Source organism: Caballeronia sp. BCC1704, from assembly GCF_902833455.1.
Taxonomy (GTDB): domain Bacteria; phylum Pseudomonadota; class Gammaproteobacteria; order Burkholderiales; family Burkholderiaceae; genus Caballeronia.
Map to the genome: position 1 here is coordinate 1,172,409 of NZ_CADFFT010000001.1, position 18,820 is coordinate 1,191,228.

Consider the following 18,820-nt stretch of genomic DNA (forward strand, 5'->3'; position numbering starts at 1 on the left):
CAGCCTTCGAGTTGCGGCGATCTTACGCGGGCGCGTGCGCGCGCGCCTTGCGTGATAACGTCGCAGCCGCTTTGGCTTGGCATGGGAGAATGGAGGATCGTCCGCTGCCTCGTTTTCGCCATGTCAATTCCGTCCTCGTCCCCTCATGCCTGCCGCGAACGATGCGGCGCGTGCTGCATCGCGCCGTCCATCACGAGCGCCATTCCGGGCATGCCCAACGGCAAGCCCGCGGGCGAGCGGTGCGTCCAGCTCGACGATGACCTGCGCTGTCAGATCTTCGGCGATCCGCGCCGGCCCGCGTGCTGCGGCGGCCTGCAGCCGTCGGCCGAAATGTGCGGCGAGACGCGCGAGCACGCCGTTCAATGGCTCACGCGGCTCGAAATCGACACGCAACCGCAATGAACTCCGTTTGTCCAAGCACCGTCACGACATCCAGTAGAGGAGATTCCCGCATGCCACGACCCCTCGCGCCGCTCAGGCGCCGGTTGCTGCTGGGCGCGCTCGCCGCGTGGCCGGCAATCGCGCTCGTATCGACGGCGCATGCCGCATCCATCTTTCCGTTTATTCCGGATCACTACACATTTTCGCAAAAGCAGGTGCAGGAAGCGGTCGCGCGCAAGTTTCCGCTGGAACGCACCGCGCGGCAGATTTTCGATGTCGTGCTCAGCAATCCTGTGGTCGGCATGGCGGCGGACCGCAACCGCGTCACGGTGCGCGTGGACGCGCGGCTGTCCACGCCTTTCATGCCGAACCCGGTGAACGGCGCGTTCACCTTGTCGACGCAACTGGCCTACGACGCCCCGAGCCGCTCGGTCGTGCTCGTCTCGCCAACCGTTGACGACTCGCAGCTAACCGGCGACGCTGCCCAGTACAACCAACAAATCGCGGCGGCCGGCGCGCTGCTCGCCGCGCAATTGCTCGACCGCTATCCGATCTACACCTTCAAGCCGGAAGAGCTGCAATTTGCGGGCGTGTCTTACGAACCCGGTACAATCACAGTCCTTACAAACGGCATACGCGTTCAGATTGTCGAGAAGTGATCCGAAATCTCGGCGCGCAGTGCTCCACACCTGCAGCAAAAAAGCGAACAAGGGCTGACGGATGGACTGGATTCTGATGGTGAAGGCGCTCGTGCTGGGCGTCGTGGAAGGCTTGACGGAGTTTCTGCCGGTGTCGAGCACGGGGCACTTGATCGTCGCGGGCAGTCTGCTCAATTTCACCGACGCGCAAGCCAAGACGTTCGATGTCGTCATTCAGTTCGGCGCGATTCTCGCGATCTGCTGGGAATATCGCGGCAAGATCGGCTCCGTGGTGGGCGGCCTCGGCAGCCGTCCGGACGCGCGGCGGTTTGCAATTAACGTCATCATCGCGACGATTCCGGCCATCGTCTTGGGCCTCTTGCTCGAAAAGAAGATCAAGTCGGTACTGTTCTCGCCGGTGCCGGTGTCGGTCGCGCTGATCGTCGGCGGGATCGTCATTCTGTGGGCGGAGGCGCGTCAGCGCGATCGCGGGACGCCGCCGCGCGTGCATTCGGTTGATGACCTCTCGTACGCCGACGCGCTGAAGGTCGGCCTCGCGCAATGCCTCGCGCTGATTCCCGGCACTTCGCGTTCGGGCGCGACGATCATCGGCGGCATGCTATTCGGGCTGGAGCGCCGCGCGGCCACCGAATTCTCGTTCTTCCTCGCCATTCCGATCATCTTCGGCGCGACGCTCTACGAGATGGCCAAGTACTGGCGCGCGCTCACCGTGAACGATCTCGGGCTCTTTGCCGTCGGGCTCGTATCGGCGTTCGTGAGCGCCTTCATCTGCGTGCGCTGGCTGCTCCGTTACGTCGCCTCGCACGATTTCACGGCTTTCGCGTGGTATCGCATCGGCTTCGGGCTGCTGATTCTGATCGTCGGCTATAGCGGCGGGTTGAGCTGGGCGGACTGATCCGGCTTGCTTGCCGCACAAAGGACAACGCCACGGCTAGCCGTGGCGTTGTCCTTTTCAGCGCGACTTACTTGCGGCGAAAGAGCAGATCCCAGACGCCGTGTCCGAGCCGCAAACCGCGGCGCTCGAACTTCGTCACCGGCCGGTAATCCGGACGCGGCGCGTAGCCGTCCGCCGTATTTTCGAGCGTCGGTTCCGCCGAAAGCACGTCGAGCATCTGCTCCGCGTAGTTCTGCCAGTCGGTCGCGAGATGCAAGTAGCCGCCCGGCTTCACGCGCGAGCTCAGGAGCGAGACGAACTTCGGCTGGATGAGCCGGCGCTTGTGATGCCGCGCCTTGTGCCACGGATCGGGAAAGTAGATGTGCACGCCGTCGAGACTCGCGGGCGCGATCATGTGTTCGAGCACCTCGACCGCGTCGTGCTGGAGGATGCGGATGTTGCCGAGCTGCTGCTCGCCGATCAGCTTCAACAGCGCGCCGACACCCGGCTCGTGCACTTCGACGCCGATGAAGTCGTCGCCGGGGCGCGCGGCCGCGATCTCCGCCGTCGTCGCGCCCATGCCGAAACCGATTTCCAGCACGCGCGGCGCCTGCCGGCCGAAGAGGGCGTCCCAGTCGGCGAGTTCCGGCGCGTACGACACGACAAAGCGCGGACCCAGTTCGTCCATCGCGCGTTGCTGCCCCGGCGAAACGCGGCCCGCGCGCGTCACGAAACTGCGAATGCGCCGATGATGCAGCGGCTGCGATGCCGCACTCTCGGTGCGCTCAACGGCGGCATGCGCGTCGTCGTCGTGGGAATCGTGGGATTGGTCGTTCATGGCGGGATCGGAAGGCGAAGAAGCGTCGCGCGGAAACTAAAAAGCCGCCTCGCTGTATGGAAGGCGGCTTTCGCTTATTTGCTGCTTATGTGTTGCTCGTGAATCTGGAGCGGGCGATGGGAATCGAACCCACGTCAGTAGCTTGGGAAGCTACGGTAATAGCCATTATACGACGCCCGCGTGAGCCGACTATTGTAAGCGCAACGCGCGCCGCCGCGCAATCGCGGGCGGCGCGGCCCGATTCAGATGCCGAAGAGCGTCATCGAGACCGCGACGCGCGTCACGACCATCAGCAGCACCTGCACGATCACGAAAAGCAGGATCGGCGACAAATCGATGCCGCCCAAACGCGGCAAGATGCGGCGCAGCGGATCGAGAAACGGCGCGGTGATCTGATAGAGCAGCGGCATGGCCGGCGACTGCGGATTCAGCCACGAAAGCAGCGCCATCAGAATCGTCATCCAGATGATGAGGTTGAGCGCCCACTTGACGACTGTCAGCACCGCGACGAGCAGGAGCATCGGCAGCATGACCGTCGGGTCGACACCGGCGAGATAGACCATCAACGTCACATAGACGAGCGCCGCGATATAGGCGGCGACAATGCTGGCCCAATCGATCTTGCCGCCCGGCAGAATCTTGCGCAGCGGCAGCACGATCCAGTTGGTCGCCTGCATGACGGCATTCGAAACCGGGTTGTACGGCGGCATGCGCACGACCTGCATCCACGCGCGCAGGAGCAGCGCCGCGCCGAACAGAGTGAAGACGGTATTGAGCAGAAAACGGGCGATATCGCCGAACATCTCGGGTCCTCTGGAAAACGTGCGCGGCGAGAAGGCCGCGCCGGGGTCAGGAAAAGCGAAGGAACAGACGACGCTGGCAGCCGCTAAGACGGCCGCCGGGACTGAGGCTGGCTTGGCGACGCCAACGCGCACGCTGCGTCGCGCGAGTCGTAGTGAGTGACCTTGATCATTGTTCGTTCTCTGGACTGGATGTCATGTGAAGTCGTTGCGCTCGGGCCGGAGCCCGCGAACGCCGCGATTTCTTTCTCTTGCGAGCGAATGGCGCCTTGCATTCCCCGCCCACCGTCAATGCCGGTGGGGCGCCGGACGTCACCTTAACATGGCTGCGGGGCGGCTTGGGCGCGTTGTCGAACCACGACGAGCGTTTCCTCTCACAGTCGACTGAAAGCAGATCGCAAGCATAGCGCATGCGCGCACGCCTTGCCGCAAACCCTGATGTTGCCGCCGCACGACGCTTTGCGCGAGCGCGTTTCACGCAAAGATGGCAGCATAGGATGACAGAAAACGATTGAATCAGACGCCGTTACGGATCTTTCGGCATTGCGCCGTTTAATCGATGGCATGTTTTCTGCTGATTATGTGGTTCACCGCACGCGGTTAGCGTGTTTTAGTTCTTTTGCGAACATTGATGAACGAACCGGGCGCGAATACTAAAGACAAGAGTGATTAACGGAAAGGCATCGCTTTTAAGCGGCTGCTTTTCTCGACGTTTTCAAAACGCTACGTTCGGAGGTCGCATGAGCATTTTCTCTTATCGAAAGCATCTGCGTTTCTTGAGCCAGGCGCAAAGGCGTCGCTGGTGGGATCAGAAGAAGCGATTGACGCCGCGTGTCGTGATCGGTGGAGCATATGTCCCGCCCAATGTCACGCGTGAATTCGCTTATGTGAAAGTAGGCTGATCGCCTCAAAAGGAGTCGACACAATACACAGCCCCGCCGGACGGTCCGTCCGGCGGGGCTTTTAATTTGATTTGTAAAGATGCGTTACTCGAGCGGCACGCTGTCTCCACGCAAACAAACCATCAGCGCGCCCTCCACCTTGCCGTTCGGACTGCTCCTCGCCCGCAGCATCGCCAACCTGCCCGAGCGGCGGTCGCAGACCTTGCAATTTGCAACAAATGGCCCGAGCGGCCGCGCGCGTTTTTCGCTAAATTCAGAGTACGCAGCCGCGCGACCGGATGGACCGGTCGGCCTCAAGCGGCGAGGAGAACCAAAGTGAAAAAGCTCGGTAGTTTATTGGTCGCCGGCGCCCTCGGCCTGGGTGTCGCGAGTCTGGCGCAAGCGCATGTGTCGGTCGGGGTCGGTATCAGCGTGCCGGCGTATCCGGTGTATCAAGCGCCGCCCGCGCCGGTTTATGTCGCTCCGCCGCAGCCGGTTTATGTCGCGCCGCCTCCGCCTGTCGTCTATGGGCCGCCGCCGGCAGTCGTCGTGGGCGGCTACGGATACGGTTATTACGGCCGTCCTTATTGGCGGCACGGGTATTATGGCCATCCGTATGGTCACGGTTACGGCTACGGTCGCGGCCACTGGCACTAATAATCCGTTTTCCGCGATCGACCGCGCGAGCCCCGCAAGGGGCTTTTCTTTGGCATCGATGAAACTGGCTATTCCGATTCGCTTCGGAACTGGCGAGAATGGCGTTTTTCCGACGCCACTTCATATCCGATGCTTCCACTTCCTGCCCCGACTTTCGATGACGTCGCCGATGCCGCCCGCCGCATAGACGGCGTCGCGCATCGCACGCCGGTTCTCACGTCCCGCACGGCGGACGAAATCGCCGGCGCGTCGCTCTTTTTCAAGTGCGAGAACTTCCAGCGCATGGGCGCTTTTAAGTTCCGCGGCGCATTCAACGCGCTTTCGCATTTCGACGACGCTCAGCGCGCGGCCGGCGTCATCACGTATTCGTCGGGCAATCACGCCCAGGCGATCGCGCTGTCCGCCCAGCTCGCCGGCATTCGCGCGACGATCATCATGCCGGAAGACGCACCGGCCGCGAAAATCGCGGCGACGCGCGGGTACGGCGGCGAAGTCATCACGTATGACCGTTACACGCAGAATCGCGAAGAGATCGGCCGCGTGCTGGCCGAAGAGCGCGGCATGACGCTGATTCCGCCGTATGACCATCCCCATGTGATCGCGGGGCAGGGCACGGCCGCGAAGGAGTTGATCGAAGAAACCGGGCCGCTCGATTATCTCTTCGTGTGTCTCGGCGGCGGCGGGCTGATCGCGGGCTGCGCGCTCGCGGCGGCGGCGCTGTCGCCTTCGTGCAAGGTCATCGGCGTCGAGCCGGAAGCGGGCAACGACGCGCAGCAGTCGCTCGCGCGCGGCGAGATCGTGCATATTGAGGTGCCGCGCACTATCGCGGACGGCGCGGCGTCCACGCACGTCGGCGAATACAACTTCCCGATCATCCGCAAGCACGTGGAGCGCATCGTCACGGTGAGCGACGCCCAGCTCGTCGATACGCTGCGCTTCTTCGCCGAGCGCATGAAGATGGTTGTTGAGCCGACCGGCTGCCTGGCGGCAGCGGCCGTGCTTCAGAAGGTCGTGCCGGTGGAAGGCAAGCGCGTGGGCGTGATCGTGAGCGGCGGCAATGTCGACCTGGCGCGCTTCGCGCAGTTCATCGCGTGAAGCGGGCCGTCAGGACGCCGCGTGCACGATCAGATCGCGGTAGCCGTTGACGATCACGCTGTAAGCGAAATAGGCGAACAGCACGGCGGACATCACATGGCACGCGCGCAGAAGGCGCGTGCCGGCGCGTTTGCGGCCGTGGGCGGCGAGCGTGCAGACGAAGAGCGTCCAGCCGAGTCCGCCGCAAAAGAAGCCGAGCAGAAACACCGACGCGCTGATCGGGCTCGTTGCGCCGGCTTTCGCGATGAGCGCGCCGCCGACCGCCGCGAACCACAGAATCGCGCTCGGCGATGAAACCGCGAGCAGGCATCCGCGCAGGAAGCTCTTGAGATGGCTTTGGCGCGGGGCGCGCGTATCCGCTTCGCCCTCGACGGGCGGCGCGGACGCGGGGTTCATCGCCTCGCGCGCCATCTTCCAGGTGAGAAACAGCAGCACGGTGGCCCCGCCGATCCACACGACCCAGCGCACCGCAGAGAACTGCAGCAGCGCCGACATGCCGGCCAGCGCCAGCGCGGCGTAGAACAGGTCGCCGAAGCACGTCCCGAGGCCGAGGACGAGCCCCGGCTTGAACCCGTGCGACAGCGCGAGCGAAATGATCGCGACGTTGGCGATCCCAATATCCAGACACAGCGACAGCGACAAGAAGAAGCCGTCCGACATCAACGACCACGAATGCGTCATGCGTGCTCCGTGAGCGCGAGCGTCACGTCGAGACGGCCGGTCGGCACGCCCATCGTGTTCACCATCGGCGGGTGACGGAAATCGTCGAGCGCGGCGCGTTGCTCGCGCGTGCCAATGTCGAGCAATTCCAGCACGTGCGCGACGATCGCATGCAGCACGTTCGTGTTGCCGTCCTCGACCTTCACCGCAATGCCGAGCGCGCCTTCCGGCCGCTTCACGCCGATCGCATAGCTCGCGTCCGCGCCGGTTTTGCCGACGAGCGCGCCGCCGTACGCCCGCATCAAGCGCGTGCAGAAGCGTCCTTCGCCCGCGACGAGTTCGGGATGCGACGTCATCGCGCGATAAATGCGCCCGAGCGGCGAGCCGTCCGGCGCGCCGGCGATCTTCATGTAAAGCCGCGCGAGGCGGTCGAGCGGAAAAGCGGGCGTCGGCAGATTGCATCCGTCGATGGCCCAGAGCACGTCGCCGAACGGCAGATCGACTGCCTGCGCCGTCGCGTGCTTCACGCGCGCCTGCAGCGGATGCTCCGGCAGGTGATAGCCGTCGAGCGCCGCGTTCATTGCACGCGCGCCTGCCAACATGCCAGCGTGCTTGCCGGAACAGTTGCTGCACACGGGCGTCGGCGTGAAATCGCGGCGAATCCAGTCCTCGTAGACGGCGTCCGATATCGGCGGATGGCCGCCGCACCGCAGATCGCTCTCGCTCGCGCCGGACTTGGCCAGCATCGCGCGGGCGCGTTCAATGTGGCGCGGCTCGCTGCTGTGCGAGCCGCACATCAGCGCGAGATCGGCGTCGTCAAAGCCGAACTGTTCCAGCGCGCCCGTTTCGATGACGGCAAGCGCCTGCGCCGGCTTCGCGGCCGAGCGCGGCAGCGTCACGCGATGCGGATCGCCGAACGAATAGAGCAGTCGGCCGTCGGCATCCACCACCGCGACATGCGCGACGTGCGTGTTCTCGACTGCGTTTCCCCGATACAAGGTCGCTGCGATCATGCGTTTTTCCCCGCGTTGTCCAGTCCGATTTCGGTCCACAGCGCATCGACGCGCCGCTTGACGGCGGCATCCATCGTGATCGGGCGGCCCCATTCGCGGTTCGTCTCGCCCGGCCACTTGTTGGTCGCGTCGAGTCCCATTTTCGAGCCGAGGCCCGCGACCGGCGACGCGAAGTCGAGATAGTCGATCGGCGTGTTGTCGACCATGACGGTGTCGCGCGTGGGATCGACGCGCGTGGTGATCGCCCAGATCACTTCCTTCCAGTCGCGCACGTTGACGTCTTCATCCACCACGACGATGAACTTCGTATACATGAACTGCCGCAGGAAACTCCAGACGCCGAGCATCACACGCTTGGCGTGACCGGCGTAGCTCTTCTTCATCTGCACGATGGCCATGCGATAGCTGCACCCTTCGGGCGGCAGATAGAAGTCCGTGATCTCGGGAAACTGCTTCTGCAAGAGCGGCACGAACACTTCATTGAGGGCGACGCCAAGCACCGCGGGTTCGTCGGGCGGCTTGCCGGTGTAGGTCGAGTGGAAGAGGGCGTCGCGACGCAGCGTGATTTTCTCGACGGTGAAGACCGGAAACCACTCCTGCTCGTTGTAATAGCCGGTGTGATCGCCGTACGGGCCTTCGAGCGCGTGCTCGTAACGCGCGGCGGCGCCTGTCGACGGACGCGGCGGCGCGCCTTCCGGCGCAGGCGGCACCGCGCCTTCCTGCGGATAGATGAAGCCTTCGAGCACGATCTCCGCGCGCGCCGGGACCTGCAAGGTATCGACGCCGGGCGTCAGGCACTTCGCGAGTTCGGTGCGCGAACCGCGCAGGAGGCCGGCGAACTGATACTCAGAAAGCGTGTCGGGAACCGGCGTGACCGCGCCGAGAATGGTCGCCGGGTCCGCCCCCAGCACGACCGCCACCGGATACGGCTTGCCCGGATTGGCGAGCGCGAACTCGCGGAAATCGAGCGCGCCGCCGCGATGCGCGAGCCAGCGCATGATGAGCTTGTTGCGCCCGATGAGTTGCTGCCGATAGATGCCGAGGTTCTGCCGCGTCTTGTTCGGCCCGCGCGTGACGGTCAGGCCCCACGTCAGCAGCGGTCCGGCGTCGCCCGGCCAGCACGTCTGGATCGGCAGACGCGCGAGATCGACGTCGTTGCCTTCCCACACGATCTCCTGGCAAGGCGGCGCGCTCACCGACTTGGGCGCCATGTCCCACACGGCTTTGGCGAGCGAGAGCAGCTTGCCGGCGTCCTTCAGGCCGCGCGGCGGCTCCGGCTCCTTGAGCGCTGACAGCAGCCTGCCTATATCGCGCAGCGAACTGAGCGCGGCGGTGTCGCTGCCGAGGCTCGCATCGGCGCCGGTCTGCGCCTCGGTTTCGATGCCCATGCCGAGCGCCACGCGCCGCGTCGTGCCGAAGAGGTTCGCGAGCACTGGCATGCTGTGACCGGTCGGCGCTTCGAAAAGCAGCGCCGGGCCGCCCGCGCGCAACACGCGGTCGGATAGTTCGGTCATTTCTAGAACAGGGGAAACAGGCTGCCGGATGCGGCGCAGTTCACCGAGCGCTTCGAGGCGGGCGGTGAAGTCGCGCAGATCTTTATATTTCATCGATGGTCGGACGAGGACTCGAGGCCGCTACATGGAGCGGGACGGGCGGGACGGCTGCGCGCTAGGCGATTGTCGATTTTACCTGCGTGTCAGTCCGTGCGCTGGGAGACATTCAGGAAATTCCGCTGGAAACCGCCTTTGGGGCGTGCGCTGGCGCTCCTAAACAGTGTTCATTATTACTGTAAGTAATTGAAACGGAACGGTATAGCATTGACGGATCATTAAACCCTGCTAGAATCCCTTCGCATCCATTGCAGGTTTTGAAACTTTTTACCTTAGCCTCAGGTCTTTTCTCAGACGCTATGCGTCGCCTGCGCCGCACCTGCCCGGCGATTCATGGCTGTTGGTTGTCACGGCCGGCGTTATCGAACGCCGGTTTTTCGCGTGGAAAGCCATCTGCGCATCAAGGGCATGCTGTTCGTGCCGCGCACTCCGGCCGCTTTTGCCGGTTCGGCTTTCCAGACGGCGCATGCCGTTTCCCCGATGCCGCTTACGCCTTGCCAAGAGCGAGCGGTGTCTGATTTGCGCTTTCGAACACCGGTTTATTGGTATTCATCAGCCTAAATCATGCAACATTGGGAGCATCGATGAACGCTTGGTTATCGTGGCGTCCCGACACTCGCGTCGCACAAAGTTTGCGCACCGCGCTGCGTCGTGGAAGTCGTATGAGTCACTATCTCTTCAGCCTGGTCGGTTGCGCGGCCATCGTCACGGCGCTCGCGCTGTGGCTCCTGCCGTCCTGGCGCACCACCTTTGCCGCACGGATCATGCCGTTCGTGTCCGCCGCGGTCCAGGCGGGGCCTGCGCGGCTTCTGGCCGGCCAGCCGCTTCCGCCGTTCTCGGCGGTGCATCGCCAGCCGGCCGACGCCGCGCCGATCAGCCTCGCCGCGAACCCCGGCCGGACCGCTGCGCCGGCGGCGCAGGTGCCGTCGCTCGGCGCCGCCGCCACGGACGACGAGAGCACGCGCCAACTGACCGGCGGCATCAGTCTCGCCGTGTCGCCCAACGGGCTCGATCCGCGCACCATGCCTTCGGTCAGCTTGCTGGCGAGCGCGATTCCGGCGCAGCGCATTGTCGCCGATGCGCGCGACGACCGCGTGCTCGTCTCCACGCGCGAGCAGAAGCTCGTCGCGACCTTCATCGCGCGGCGGTATCGCGTGGCCGAAGAGCCGGTCAGCGACCTCGTGCGCGCCGCGTTCGACACCGGCCGCGAAGTCGGTCTCGATCCCCTGCTGCTGCTGTCGGTGATGGCCATCGAATCGGGTTTCAATCCGTACGCGGAAAGCGGCGTCGGCGCGAAAGGGCTGATGCAGGTGATGTCGAAGGTGCACTCGGACAAGTTCGAGTACTTCGGCGGCAGCCACGCGGCGCTCGATCCGCTCGCGAACATCAAGGTCGGCGCGCTGGTGCTGAAGGATTGCATCGCGCGGGGCGGCTCCGTGGCGGGCGGCCTGCGCTACTACGTCGGCTCGACCTCGCAGGACGACGGCGGCTACGGCGCCAAGGTGCTCGCCGAGCGTGCGCGTCTGCGCGATGTCGCGCGTGGCCGCAATGTGCCGATCAACGCGCCGCAGGCGCCGGTTCAGGCCGCGCCGAAGCAGGTGCTGGCGTCCACCTCGGCGGATACGGCCAAGCGCGTCCACGTGACGATCGACGGCGCGAAGAAGGCCGACGCGCAGGACGAGAGCGATTCCGGCGATTCGAAGCACGGCGCGTCCGCCGAATTGGGCGCCTGATCGGTGAGTCGGATGGTCGGACAAAAGAAAAGGGCACCTCAAGCGGGTGCCCTTTTTTTCGTTTGCGTCGAGTAATAGTCAGCGACTGAACAAGTCCCCGAGCCGCGACACCGCTTCTTCCAGCTTCGAATACGCCGTCGCATACGAGAGCCGGATGTAACGGTCCGGCGCGTGAAAGCCGAAATCCGCGCCCGGCACGAGCACCACGCCGGCGTCGTGCAGCATGGAACGCGTGAGCCTTTCGCTGTCGCCAGCGGCGGGATGCGGCACGCTCGTCGTATCGGCGTAGACGTAGAACGCGCCGTCCGGCACCACCGGCACGCCGAAACCGAGCGAGCGCAGCGCCGGCACGATGTAGTCGCGCCGCCGCTTGAACTCGAGCCGCCGCGCTTCGTAGATGGCGAGCGTTTCCGGCTCGAAGCAGGCCAGCGCCGCATGCTGCGCCAGCGCCGACGCACAGATGAACAGATTCTGCGAGAGCTTCTCGACCGCGCCGACCATCGCATGCGGCACCACGAGCCAGCCGAGCCGCCAGCCGGTCATGTTGAAGTACTTCGAGAAGCTGTTGACCGTCACCACGTCGTCGCCGAAGGAGAGCGCCGACACGGGCTTCGCGTCGTAGCTCAGGCCTTGGTAGATCTCATCGACGATGGTGAAGCCGCCGCGTTCCCGCACCTTCCCGACGATGCGCCGTAGTTCGTCCGGCTCGATGGAGGTTCCCGTCGGATTCGACGGCGACGCGAGCAGCACGCCGCGCGTCGCGGGCGTCCAGTGCGCTTCGACCTGATCGGCGGTGAGCTGGAAGCGTTCGGCCGGGCCGCTCGCGATCAGCACCGGCTTGCCGTCCGCCGCCGACACGAAGTGCCGGTTGCACGGATAGCACGGGTCGGGCATCAACACTTCGTCGCCGTTGTCGACGAGCGCCATGCACGCGAGCAAGAGGGCGGCCGACGCTCCCGCCGTCACCACGATGCGTGCCGGATCGACCGTTAAGCCGAACGCGTCGCGATAATGGGCGGCGATCGCCTCGCGCAACGCCGTGACGCCGAGCGCGTTCGTGTACTGCGTGACGCCGCGCGTGAGCGCGTCCGCGGCGGCGCGCGTGACAGGCGCAGGCGCCGTGAAGTCCGGCTCGCCGATGCCCATATGGATGATGTCGCGTCCCGCGCGTTCGAGCGCCTGGGCGTCCTTCATCAGCTCCATCACGTAGAACGGCTCGATCGCGTCGACGCGGGAGGCGAGCCGCATGAGCGGCTCCGAAGCGGTATTCATGCCGTCGATCCCGTTTCCCGTTAGCCGCGCCCGCGCGCCTGCGCTTCGGCAGGGCGCATCGCGACGGCGAGCTTGTCCAGCACGCCGTTCACGTACTTGTAGCCGTCCGAGCCGCCGAAGGTCTTCGTCAGCTCCACCGCCTCGTTGATCACGACGCGATACGGAATGTCGATGTGATGCTTGAACTCGAACGCGGCGACGAGCAACACCGCGCGTTCGACCGGCGAGAGCTGATCGATCGGGCGGTCGAGGCACGGTTGCAGTTCGGCGGAAAGCGCATCGGCTTCCTTGATCACGCCGTGCAGGATCGCGTCCAGATGTTCGTGGTCGGCCTTGTCGAAGCCCTGCGCGTTGCGCAGTTGCGCGTCGATCTCGCCGCCGGGCGCGCCCGACAGCAGCCATTGGTAAAGCCCTTGCGTCGCGAGTTCACGCGAGCGGCGTCGTGCGCTCTTCATGCGCGGTCCTCGTCTTCGTCTTCGTCATCTTCTTCGTCGCCGCCGAGCTGTTCCAGCGCGACCGACAGATTCGCCATTTCGACCGCCACGCGCGCGGCGTCGCGGCCCTTTTCGGTCATGCGCGCGACGGCTTGTTCGTCGTTTTCGGTCGTGAGCACCGCGTTCGCCACCGGAATGCCGAAGTCGAGCGCGATGCGCGAAATGCCCGAGCCGCTCTCGTTCGACACGAGCTCGAAGTGGTACGTCTCGCCGCGCACGACCGCGCCGAGCGCGATCAGGGCGTCGAACTGGCCGGATTCGGCGAGCTTTTGCAGCGCGAGCGGAATTTCGAGCGCGCCCGGCACGGTCACGAGCAGCACGTCCTCGCCGATCACGCCGAGGCGTTCCAGCTCCTCGATGCATGCATCCGCGAGGCCGTTGCATACCGGTTCGTTGAAGCGCGACTGCACGATGCCGATGCGCAGGCCGTCACCGTCGAGGTTCGGCTGGTATTGTCCGATTTCCATGTAGAGATCCGTTGGTTTGGAATAAGTTGGATGCAGCGGCTGTCGTTAATCAGGCCGAACGCAGATGCGCGACCGTGCCGTCGGTTGCGCTCGCCGCCGTCGCGGGGCAGCCGGGCATCGGAATAAAGCCGGTCACTTCGAGCCCGTAGCCCGACATGCTGCCGAGCCGCCGCGGATTGGCGAGCACCTGCATCTTGCCGACGCCCAGATCGCGCAGAATCTGCGCGCCGATGCCGTAGGTCTTGAAGTCGATCGGGCGGCGCTGCGGCTTGGCCGCTTTGTCGCTTTCGTCGAGCGCGCGGAAGGTTTCGACCAGATGCTCGCGGCTGTCGCCGCAATTGAGCATCACGATGGCGCCGAGATCGCGCGCGGCGATTTCCTTCATGGCGGCGTCGATGGTCCACGAGTGCGTGGACGCGTCGATTTCGAGCAGATCCAGCACCGACAGCGGTTCGTGCACGCGCACGGGCGTTTCGCGATCCGGCGACGGCGTCCCGCGCACGAGCGCGATATGCGGCGAGCCGGTCGGTTCATCGCGATACAGCACCGCGCGGAACGTGCCGTGCGCGGTCTGCATGGTGCGCTCGCTGACTTTCTCGATGATGGATTCCGTGCGGCTGCGATAGTGGATCAGGTCCGCGATGGTGCCGATCTTGATGCCGTGCTGCTCGCCGAACTCGATAAGGTCCGGCAGACGCGCCATTTCGCCGTCGTCGCGGATTACTTCGCAGATCACGGCAGCGGGCGTGAGGCCCGCGAGGGCGGTCAGATCGCAGCCGGCTTCAGTGTGGCCCGCGCGCACGAGCACGCCGCCCGGCTGCGCCATGATCGGGAACACGTGGCCCGGCTGCACGATGTCCTCGGCGCGCGCATGGGCCGCGACCGCCGTGGCGATAGTGCGCGAGCGGTCGGCGGCGGAAATGCCGGTGGTCACGCCTTCGGCGGCTTCGATGCTGACGGTGAACGCCGTGCCGTACTGCGTGCCGTTGCGCTGGGTCATGAGCGGCAGGTTGAGCAGCTTGCAGCGTTCCTGCGTGAGCGTGAGGCAGATGAGGCCGCGACCGTAGCGCGCCATGAAGTTGATCGCTTCGGGCGTGATGAAGTCGGCGGCGACGATCAGGTCGCCTTCGTTCTCGCGATCTTCCTCGTCGACGAGGATCACCATGCGGCCGGCCTTGAGCTCGGCGATGATTTCTGGAGTGGAAGCGATCGACATGGTGGCGTCCCGGCAGGTCTGTTTGGGAAAGGCCTGTATTTTACGCCACGGCCGATGGACAGTTGTCGGGAAAACGCGGGGGCGGGGCGGGGTGTCGTGCTGCTTGCAACGCTACCGAGCGTTGCGTCGGTTACGGTAGAGCGTGGGGCTGCGGGAGGCGCCGGCGCCGGACGAACGCGCTATGTCCGGCAACGCGCGCTTCAGCGACGTTTGCGTATGCCGTCGGTATGCCGTCGGAAAGACCTTGGTGACGCGCTTTCTCAAGCGCCGCGCAGACAGATGCCCGTGCCGAGACGCTCACCATCCGCCGAACAACCGGTCTAGCGCCGACAAGATCTCGTCCTGTCGATGTACGAGCGAGCTGACTGGCTTGGTCAGTGCGCTGCGCGGAATGGCGGCAAGCGTCGGGGTATCGAGCATGCACTCGATGACGAACACGGGAATCAGATCGGCGGAAGCTGGATCGGAGCGCTCCGGTCCAGCCGGCGCAGCGGAATGACCATGCGGGTTGCCAGCCCCGACAGATGATTTCTCTGGACCTCGGCAATGTAAGGCGTACCGGCGTGTCCCCTTGGATTCGCGAACACGTCGAACCGGGCCATCAAAACGTCCGGTACTGCCCGAGCGGTAAGCCGTCGCGCTCGATCATGTCGTTGTACGCCTGGATGAAGTCCGCATGTTTGATCGCCCACTGGCGATCCTTCTCCATCTGTACTGCCTGCCGGATCGCCCGCTCGCACGTCTGCGAGAAGTTGATGCCGAGCGCTTTCGCGTCCTTATAGACGTCTCGGGCAGGCTGATGTTCGTCGCCCGGCGCGGAACGGAGTCGCTCGTCGCATGCCGCATGTTCGCTCTCTCCATGTAAGGATTTATGCGCATTTGAATCAACATGCGGCAGCGGTCTGCGATCGCCGAAGAATGGTGCGGCTTCGAGGCTACGCGCCATTCACCAGCGACCCCGCCGACATCATCCTCTCCACATACCGCGCGATCAGGTCGATCTCCAGATTCACCTTCGCGCCCGCGTGAAGCGCCTTCAACGTCGTCACTTCGACCGTATGCGGAATCAGATTGATCGAAAACTCGCAGCCATCCGCGCGATCCTCCACGGCGTTGACCGTCAAGCTCACGCCGTTCACCGTCACCGAGCCCTTATAGGCCAGATACTTGCCGATGTCCTTCGGCGCCACGATCCGCAATTCATGCGATTCACCCACGCGCTCGAAGCGCGACACCGTGCCGAGCCCGTCGACGTGGCCGGACACCAAATGCCCGCCCAGCCGATCGTGCGCGCGCAGCGCCTTTTCCAGATTGACCTCCGCGCCCGCATCGCCCAGGCCGACCGTCTTGTTCAGGCTTTCGCGCGAGACGTCGACATCGAACGCATCCGGCGTCTTCTCGATCACCGTCATGCACGCGCCCTGAATCGCGATGCTGTCGCCCAGTTCGACGTCCGCGAGATCGAGGCCGCCCGCCGCCACCCGCAGACGCACGCCGGCTTGCGGCTCTGCGCCGAGCGGCGTGACCTTTTCGATGCGGCCTACCGCCGCGACGATTCCTGTAAACATGAAGCGCGTTCCTTTATCGAAGCGTGTTTAGAGCAAGGGACCAGCGACGTGCGCATCGGCGAAGCGCGCCAGAATGCGCAGATCGTCGCCGAGCCGGTCGATGCGATGAAACTTGAGATGCGGCCGCGCGTCGAGCGTGGCGGGCGGCGCGAAGTCGAACATTCCCGGCGCGCTGCCGAGCAGGCTCGGCGCGAGATACACCAGCAGTTCGTCGACGCAGCCTTCGCGCAAGAGCGAGCCGTTCAGCTTGTGGCCCGCCTCGACGTGCAACTCGTTGATGCCGCGATCCGCGAGCGCCGTGAGCATCGCGGGAAGATCGACCTTGCCGTGCTCGTTCGACAACTCAATCAATTGCGCGCCTTTGTCGCGGAGCAACTCGGCGCGTTGGGCGTCGGCGTGCGCGGAATGGAAGATCCACGGCGGCGCACCGTCGAGGATGCGCGCGTCCAGCGGCACGTCGAGCCGGCTGTCGATTAGAACGCGCTGCGGCTGACGCGGCGTGTCGACCGCGCGCACGGTGAGTTGCGGATCGTCCTCGCGCACGGTGCCGATGCCGGTCAGGATCGCGCAGGCGCGGGCGCGCCACGCGTGACCGTCGGCGCGCGCGTCTTCGCCGGTGATCCACTGGCTTTCGCCCGACGGCAGGCCCGTGCGTCCGTCGAGCGTCGCCGCCACTTTCATGCGCACCCACGGGCGACGGCGCGTCATGCGCGAGACGAAGCCGATGTTCATCTCGTGCGCCTCGTTCGCGAGCAGCCCGCAGCGCACGTCGATGCCCGCGTCGCGCAGCATCGCGAGGCCGCGGCCGGAGACGGCCGGGTTCGGATCTTCCATCGCGGCGATGACTTTCTCGACGCGGGCGTCGATCAGCGCGTGCGCGCACGGAGGCGTGCGCCCGAAGTGGCTGCACGGTTCGAGCGTCACGTACGCGGTCGCGCCGCGCGGGTCCTTGCCGCGCGAGCGGGCGTCTTTCAGCGCGCGCACTTCGGCGTGATCCTGACCTGCCGGCTGCGTGAAGCCCATGCCGATCACTTCGCCGTTCTTGACGAGCACGCAGCCGACGCGCGGATTCGGCGTCGTCGTGTACATGCCGCGCGAGGCGAGCGCGAGCGCGCGCTCCATGTAGGTGAAATCGGATTGCGAGAACATCCCGGCGGCCCGTTGCGAGACGCGGCCTTAAACCGCGAGCGACGCGAACGCGCCACGCGCGGCGTCGAGCGTCGCGTCGAGCACGGCGTCGTCGTGGGCGCTGGACACGAACCCGGCTTCGAACGCGGACGGCGCGAAGTACACGCCGGCATCGAGCATCGCGTGGAAGAACGCGTTGAAGCGCTTCGTGTCGCCTTGCTGGATCTGCGCGAAGCTGCACGGCACGGAATCCATGAAGTACAGGCCGAACATGCCGCCGATCGAGTCGGCGCAGAAGGGCACTTTGGCTTCGCCGGCGGCGGCGGTCAGGCCGTCGACAAGTTTGCGCGTCTTCTTCGCGAGGTCGTCGTAGAAACCTTCGCGCTGAATCAGTTGCAGCGTTTTGAGGCCCGCCGCGACCGCGATGGGATTGCCCGAGAGCGTGCCCGCCTGATAGACGCCGCCGAGCGGCGCGAGATGCGCCATGATGTCGCGTCGTCCGCCGAACGCCGCCGCCGGCATGCCGCCGCCGATGACCTTGCCGAGGCACGTCAGGTCCGGCTTGATGCCGTAGACCTGCTGCGCGCCGCCGAGCGCCACGCGAAACCCGCACATCACTTCGTCGAAAATCAGCACGGAGCCGTACTCGTCGCAGCGTTCACGCAGCGCGTTCAGGAACTCGGGCGTCGCGCGCACGAGGTTCATGTTGCCCGCGACCGGCTCCACGATCACCGACGCGATCTCCGCGCCGAAGGCCGCAAATGCTTCGTTGAGCTGCTCGACGTTGTTGTATTCGAGCACCGTCGTGTGCTTGGCGATATCCGCAGGCACGCCCGCCGATGTCGGATTGCCGAAAGTCAGCAGGCCCGAGCCCGCCTTCACAAGCAGGCTGTCCGCGTGGCCGTGATAGCAGCCCTCGAACTTCACGATGCGGCTGCGGTTCGTGAAGCCGCGCGCAAGACGCAGCGCGCTCATCGTCGCTTCGGTGCCGGAAGACACCATGCGCACCTGTTCGATCGACGGCACGAGCTTGCAGATTTCCTCCGCGATCTCGATCTCCGCTTCGGTCGGCGCGCCGAACGAGAAGCCGTCGGCCAGCACGCGCTGCACCGCTTCGAGCACTTCCGGGTGCACGTGGCCGACGATCATCGGCCCCCACGAGCCGATGTAGTCGATATAGCGTTTGCCTTCGGCATCCCAGAAGTAAGGGCCTTGCGCGCGCTCGATGAAGCGGGGCGTGCCGCCGACCGAGCGAAACGCCCGCACCGGCGAATTCACGCCGCCGGGGATGGTTCGCTGAGCGCGTTCGAAGAGGGCTTGGTTCTTGGACATGGAGAAAGCCTGCGCTGAAAGTGGATGCAAGACACGCGACCGGCTTACGCGGCGAAAGACGCCGCCCGGCGCGATGAAAGCACGGCGCCGATGCGCGTCCGGTGCGACAAATGTTGCCTGAAATTGTACCGGACTCGTTGAC

22 protein-coding genes and 1 tRNA gene are annotated in these 18,820 nt (G+C 65.1%); 7 read left to right on the forward strand and 16 right to left on the reverse strand.

Translation table 11 applies throughout. The features are described from left to right. Positions 1-120 precede the first annotated feature (120 nt). The 3 genes from HWX53_RS05445 (at position 121) to HWX53_RS05455 (ending at position 1,935) form a co-directional block, all read left to right on the forward strand. A complete protein-coding gene (locus tag HWX53_RS05445) occupies positions 121-402 on the forward strand; it encodes a YkgJ family cysteine cluster protein (RefSeq protein ID WP_175939782.1) in 282 nt (93 codons plus the stop codon). 50 nt (positions 403-452) lie between these two features. Further along, positions 453-1,040: a DUF1439 domain-containing protein gene (locus HWX53_RS05450; protein ID WP_175939783.1), complete on the forward strand. Its 588-nt coding sequence runs from the start codon at positions 453-455 to the stop codon at positions 1,038-1,040. 61 nt (positions 1,041-1,101) lie between these two features. Next, positions 1,102-1,935, forward strand: coding sequence for an undecaprenyl-diphosphate phosphatase (locus HWX53_RS05455; RefSeq protein ID WP_175939784.1), 834 nt, complete (start codon positions 1,102-1,104; stop codon positions 1,933-1,935). Positions 1,936-2,002: 67 nt separating this feature from the next. Here HWX53_RS05455 and trmB read toward each other — a convergent pair whose 3' ends face one another. From trmB to HWX53_RS05470, 3 genes are all read right to left on the reverse strand, one after another. Then, positions 2,003-2,752 (reverse strand): tRNA (guanosine(46)-N7)-methyltransferase TrmB, encoded by a 750-nt coding sequence (trmB, locus tag HWX53_RS05460; RefSeq protein WP_175939785.1) that lies wholly within the window; start codon positions 2,750-2,752, stop codon positions 2,003-2,005. Between the two features lie 105 nt (positions 2,753-2,857). Further along, positions 2,858-2,932, reverse strand: a tRNA-Gly gene (locus HWX53_RS05465). A 62-nt stretch (positions 2,933-2,994) separates the two neighbouring features. Beyond that, positions 2,995-3,555 carry a YggT family protein gene (locus tag HWX53_RS05470; RefSeq protein WP_175939786.1) on the reverse strand — a complete coding sequence of 187 codons (561 nt, stop codon included), beginning with the start codon at positions 3,553-3,555 and terminating at the stop codon, positions 2,995-2,997. Positions 3,556-4,292: 737 nt separating this feature from the next. Here HWX53_RS05470 and HWX53_RS05475 point away from each other — a divergent pair. From HWX53_RS05475 to HWX53_RS05485, 3 genes are all read left to right on the forward strand, one after another. Further along, the gene (locus HWX53_RS05475) at positions 4,293-4,454 is read left to right on the forward strand and encodes a hypothetical protein (protein ID WP_016344705.1); all 162 of its coding nucleotides are present in this window, start codon (positions 4,293-4,295) and stop codon (positions 4,452-4,454) included. Positions 4,455-4,769: 315 nt separating this feature from the next. Next, positions 4,770-5,090: a hypothetical protein gene (locus HWX53_RS05480; protein ID WP_175939787.1), complete on the forward strand. Its 321-nt coding sequence runs from the start codon at positions 4,770-4,772 to the stop codon at positions 5,088-5,090. A gap of 129 nt (positions 5,091-5,219) precedes the next feature. Continuing rightward, positions 5,220-6,185 (forward strand): threo-3-hydroxy-L-aspartate ammonia-lyase, encoded by a 966-nt coding sequence (locus HWX53_RS05485; RefSeq protein WP_175939788.1) that lies wholly within the window; start codon positions 5,220-5,222, stop codon positions 6,183-6,185. Positions 6,186-6,194: 9 nt separating this feature from the next. Here HWX53_RS05485 and HWX53_RS05490 read toward each other — a convergent pair whose 3' ends face one another. From HWX53_RS05490 to HWX53_RS05500, 3 genes are read right to left on the reverse strand one after another with little or no spacing between them, the layout of a single operon-like run. After that, positions 6,195-6,866, reverse strand: coding sequence for a LysE family transporter (locus HWX53_RS05490; protein WP_175939789.1), 672 nt, complete (start codon positions 6,864-6,866; stop codon positions 6,195-6,197). After that, positions 6,863-7,858 (reverse strand): asparaginase, encoded by a 996-nt coding sequence (locus HWX53_RS05495; RefSeq protein WP_175939790.1) that lies wholly within the window; start codon positions 7,856-7,858, stop codon positions 6,863-6,865. Before HWX53_RS05495 ends, HWX53_RS05490 begins: the two co-directional genes overlap by 4 nt. Further along, positions 7,855-9,465: a UbiD family decarboxylase gene (locus HWX53_RS05500; protein WP_175939791.1), complete on the reverse strand. Its 1,611-nt coding sequence runs from the start codon at positions 9,463-9,465 to the stop codon at positions 7,855-7,857. The genes HWX53_RS05495 and HWX53_RS05500 overlap by 4 nt, the downstream gene beginning before the upstream one ends. A gap of 587 nt (positions 9,466-10,052) precedes the next feature. Between HWX53_RS05500 and HWX53_RS05505 the strand changes: the two genes are divergently transcribed. Further along, complete coding sequence (locus HWX53_RS05505; RefSeq protein ID WP_175939792.1) at positions 10,053-11,201, forward strand: lytic transglycosylase domain-containing protein; 1,149 nt, start codon at positions 10,053-10,055, stop codon at positions 11,199-11,201. 78 nt (positions 11,202-11,279) lie between these two features. Here HWX53_RS05505 and HWX53_RS05510 read toward each other — a convergent pair whose 3' ends face one another. The 10 genes from HWX53_RS05510 to hemL all read right to left on the reverse strand — a co-directional run bounded on the left by HWX53_RS05510 (position 11,280) and on the right by hemL (position 18,678). Further along, positions 11,280-12,473: a pyridoxal phosphate-dependent aminotransferase gene (locus HWX53_RS05510; protein WP_175939793.1), complete on the reverse strand. Its 1,194-nt coding sequence runs from the start codon at positions 12,471-12,473 to the stop codon at positions 11,280-11,282. 20 nt (positions 12,474-12,493) lie between these two features. Then, the gene (gene nusB / locus HWX53_RS05515) at positions 12,494-12,928 is read right to left on the reverse strand and encodes a transcription antitermination factor NusB (RefSeq protein ID WP_175939794.1); all 435 of its coding nucleotides are present in this window, start codon (positions 12,926-12,928) and stop codon (positions 12,494-12,496) included. After that, positions 12,925-13,434, reverse strand: a complete 510-nt coding sequence (ribH, locus tag HWX53_RS05520; RefSeq protein ID WP_175939795.1) for a 6,7-dimethyl-8-ribityllumazine synthase — start codon at positions 13,432-13,434, stop codon at positions 12,925-12,927. Before ribH ends, nusB begins: the two co-directional genes overlap by 4 nt. 49 nt (positions 13,435-13,483) lie before the next feature. Beyond that, positions 13,484-14,650: a bifunctional 3,4-dihydroxy-2-butanone-4-phosphate synthase/GTP cyclohydrolase II gene (gene ribBA, locus HWX53_RS05525; protein WP_175939796.1), complete on the reverse strand. Its 1,167-nt coding sequence runs from the start codon at positions 14,648-14,650 to the stop codon at positions 13,484-13,486. Between the two features lie 297 nt (positions 14,651-14,947). Further along, positions 14,948-15,070 carry a CcdB family protein gene (locus HWX53_RS27885; protein WP_241269839.1) on the reverse strand — a complete coding sequence of 41 codons (123 nt, stop codon included), beginning with the start codon at positions 15,068-15,070 and terminating at the stop codon, positions 14,948-14,950. A 23-nt stretch (positions 15,071-15,093) separates the two neighbouring features. Beyond that, entirely contained in the window at positions 15,094-15,252 is a 159-nt protein-coding gene (locus HWX53_RS27570) for a CcdB family protein (protein WP_244140003.1), read from the reverse strand. Continuing rightward, positions 15,252-15,596: a type II toxin-antitoxin system CcdA family antitoxin gene (locus tag HWX53_RS05535; protein WP_244140004.1), complete on the reverse strand. Its 345-nt coding sequence runs from the start codon at positions 15,594-15,596 to the stop codon at positions 15,252-15,254. Before HWX53_RS05535 ends, HWX53_RS27570 begins: the two co-directional genes overlap by 1 nt. Further along, the gene (locus HWX53_RS05540; protein ID WP_175939797.1) at positions 15,586-16,218 is read right to left on the reverse strand and encodes a riboflavin synthase; all 633 of its coding nucleotides are present in this window, start codon (positions 16,216-16,218) and stop codon (positions 15,586-15,588) included. Before HWX53_RS05540 ends, HWX53_RS05535 begins: the two co-directional genes overlap by 11 nt. A gap of 27 nt (positions 16,219-16,245) precedes the next feature. Beyond that, complete coding sequence (gene ribD, locus HWX53_RS05545) at positions 16,246-17,367, reverse strand: bifunctional diaminohydroxyphosphoribosylaminopyrimidine deaminase/5-amino-6-(5-phosphoribosylamino)uracil reductase RibD (RefSeq protein ID WP_175939798.1); 1,122 nt, start codon at positions 17,365-17,367, stop codon at positions 16,246-16,248. Between the two features lie 27 nt (positions 17,368-17,394). After that, entirely contained in the window at positions 17,395-18,678 is a 1,284-nt protein-coding gene (gene hemL / locus HWX53_RS05550; RefSeq protein WP_175939799.1) for a glutamate-1-semialdehyde 2,1-aminomutase, read from the reverse strand. Positions 18,679-18,820: the final 142 nt, after the last annotated feature.

Coding starts and splice junctions, on each gene's coding strand:
- HWX53_RS05445 (WP_175939782.1), top strand. CDS start 121: ATGTCAATTCCGTCCTCGTCCCCTCATGCCTGCCGCGAACGATGCGGC.
- HWX53_RS05450 (WP_175939783.1), top strand. CDS start 453: ATGCCACGACCCCTCGCGCCGCTCAGGCGCCGGTTGCTGCTGGGCGCG.
- HWX53_RS05455 (WP_175939784.1), top strand. CDS start 1,102: ATGGACTGGATTCTGATGGTGAAGGCGCTCGTGCTGGGCGTCGTGGAA.
- trmB (WP_175939785.1), bottom strand. CDS start 2,752: ATGAACGACCAATCCCACGATTCCCACGACGACGACGCGCATGCCGCC.
- HWX53_RS05470 (WP_175939786.1), bottom strand. CDS start 3,555: ATGTTCGGCGATATCGCCCGTTTTCTGCTCAATACCGTCTTCACTCTG.
- HWX53_RS05475 (WP_016344705.1), top strand. CDS start 4,293: ATGAGCATTTTCTCTTATCGAAAGCATCTGCGTTTCTTGAGCCAGGCG.
- HWX53_RS05485 (WP_175939788.1), top strand. CDS start 5,220: ATGCTTCCACTTCCTGCCCCGACTTTCGATGACGTCGCCGATGCCGCC.
- HWX53_RS05490 (WP_175939789.1), bottom strand. CDS start 6,866: ATGACGCATTCGTGGTCGTTGATGTCGGACGGCTTCTTCTTGTCGCTG.
- HWX53_RS05495 (WP_175939790.1), bottom strand. CDS start 7,858: ATGATCGCAGCGACCTTGTATCGGGGAAACGCAGTCGAGAACACGCAC.
- HWX53_RS05500 (WP_175939791.1), bottom strand. CDS start 9,465: ATGAAATATAAAGATCTGCGCGACTTCACCGCCCGCCTCGAAGCGCTC.
- HWX53_RS05505 (WP_175939792.1), top strand. CDS start 10,053: ATGAACGCTTGGTTATCGTGGCGTCCCGACACTCGCGTCGCACAAAGT.
- HWX53_RS05510 (WP_175939793.1), bottom strand. CDS start 12,473: ATGAATACCGCTTCGGAGCCGCTCATGCGGCTCGCCTCCCGCGTCGAC.
- nusB (WP_175939794.1), bottom strand. CDS start 12,928: ATGAAGAGCGCACGACGCCGCTCGCGTGAACTCGCGACGCAAGGGCTT.
- ribH (WP_175939795.1), bottom strand. CDS start 13,434: ATGGAAATCGGACAATACCAGCCGAACCTCGACGGTGACGGCCTGCGC.
- ribBA (WP_175939796.1), bottom strand. CDS start 14,650: ATGTCGATCGCTTCCACTCCAGAAATCATCGCCGAGCTCAAGGCCGGC.
- HWX53_RS27885 (WP_241269839.1), bottom strand. CDS start 15,070: ATGCTCGATACCCCGACGCTTGCCGCCATTCCGCGCAGCGCACTGACC.
- HWX53_RS27570 (WP_244140003.1), bottom strand. CDS start 15,252: ATGGCCCGGTTCGACGTGTTCGCGAATCCAAGGGGACACGCCGGTACG.
- HWX53_RS05535 (WP_244140004.1), bottom strand. CDS start 15,596: ATGGCGCGTAGCCTCGAAGCCGCACCATTCTTCGGCGATCGCAGACCG.
- HWX53_RS05540 (WP_175939797.1), bottom strand. CDS start 16,218: ATGTTTACAGGAATCGTCGCGGCGGTAGGCCGCATCGAAAAGGTCACG.
- ribD (WP_175939798.1), bottom strand. CDS start 17,367: ATGTTCTCGCAATCCGATTTCACCTACATGGAGCGCGCGCTCGCGCTC.
- hemL (WP_175939799.1), bottom strand. CDS start 18,678: ATGTCCAAGAACCAAGCCCTCTTCGAACGCGCTCAGCGAACCATCCCC.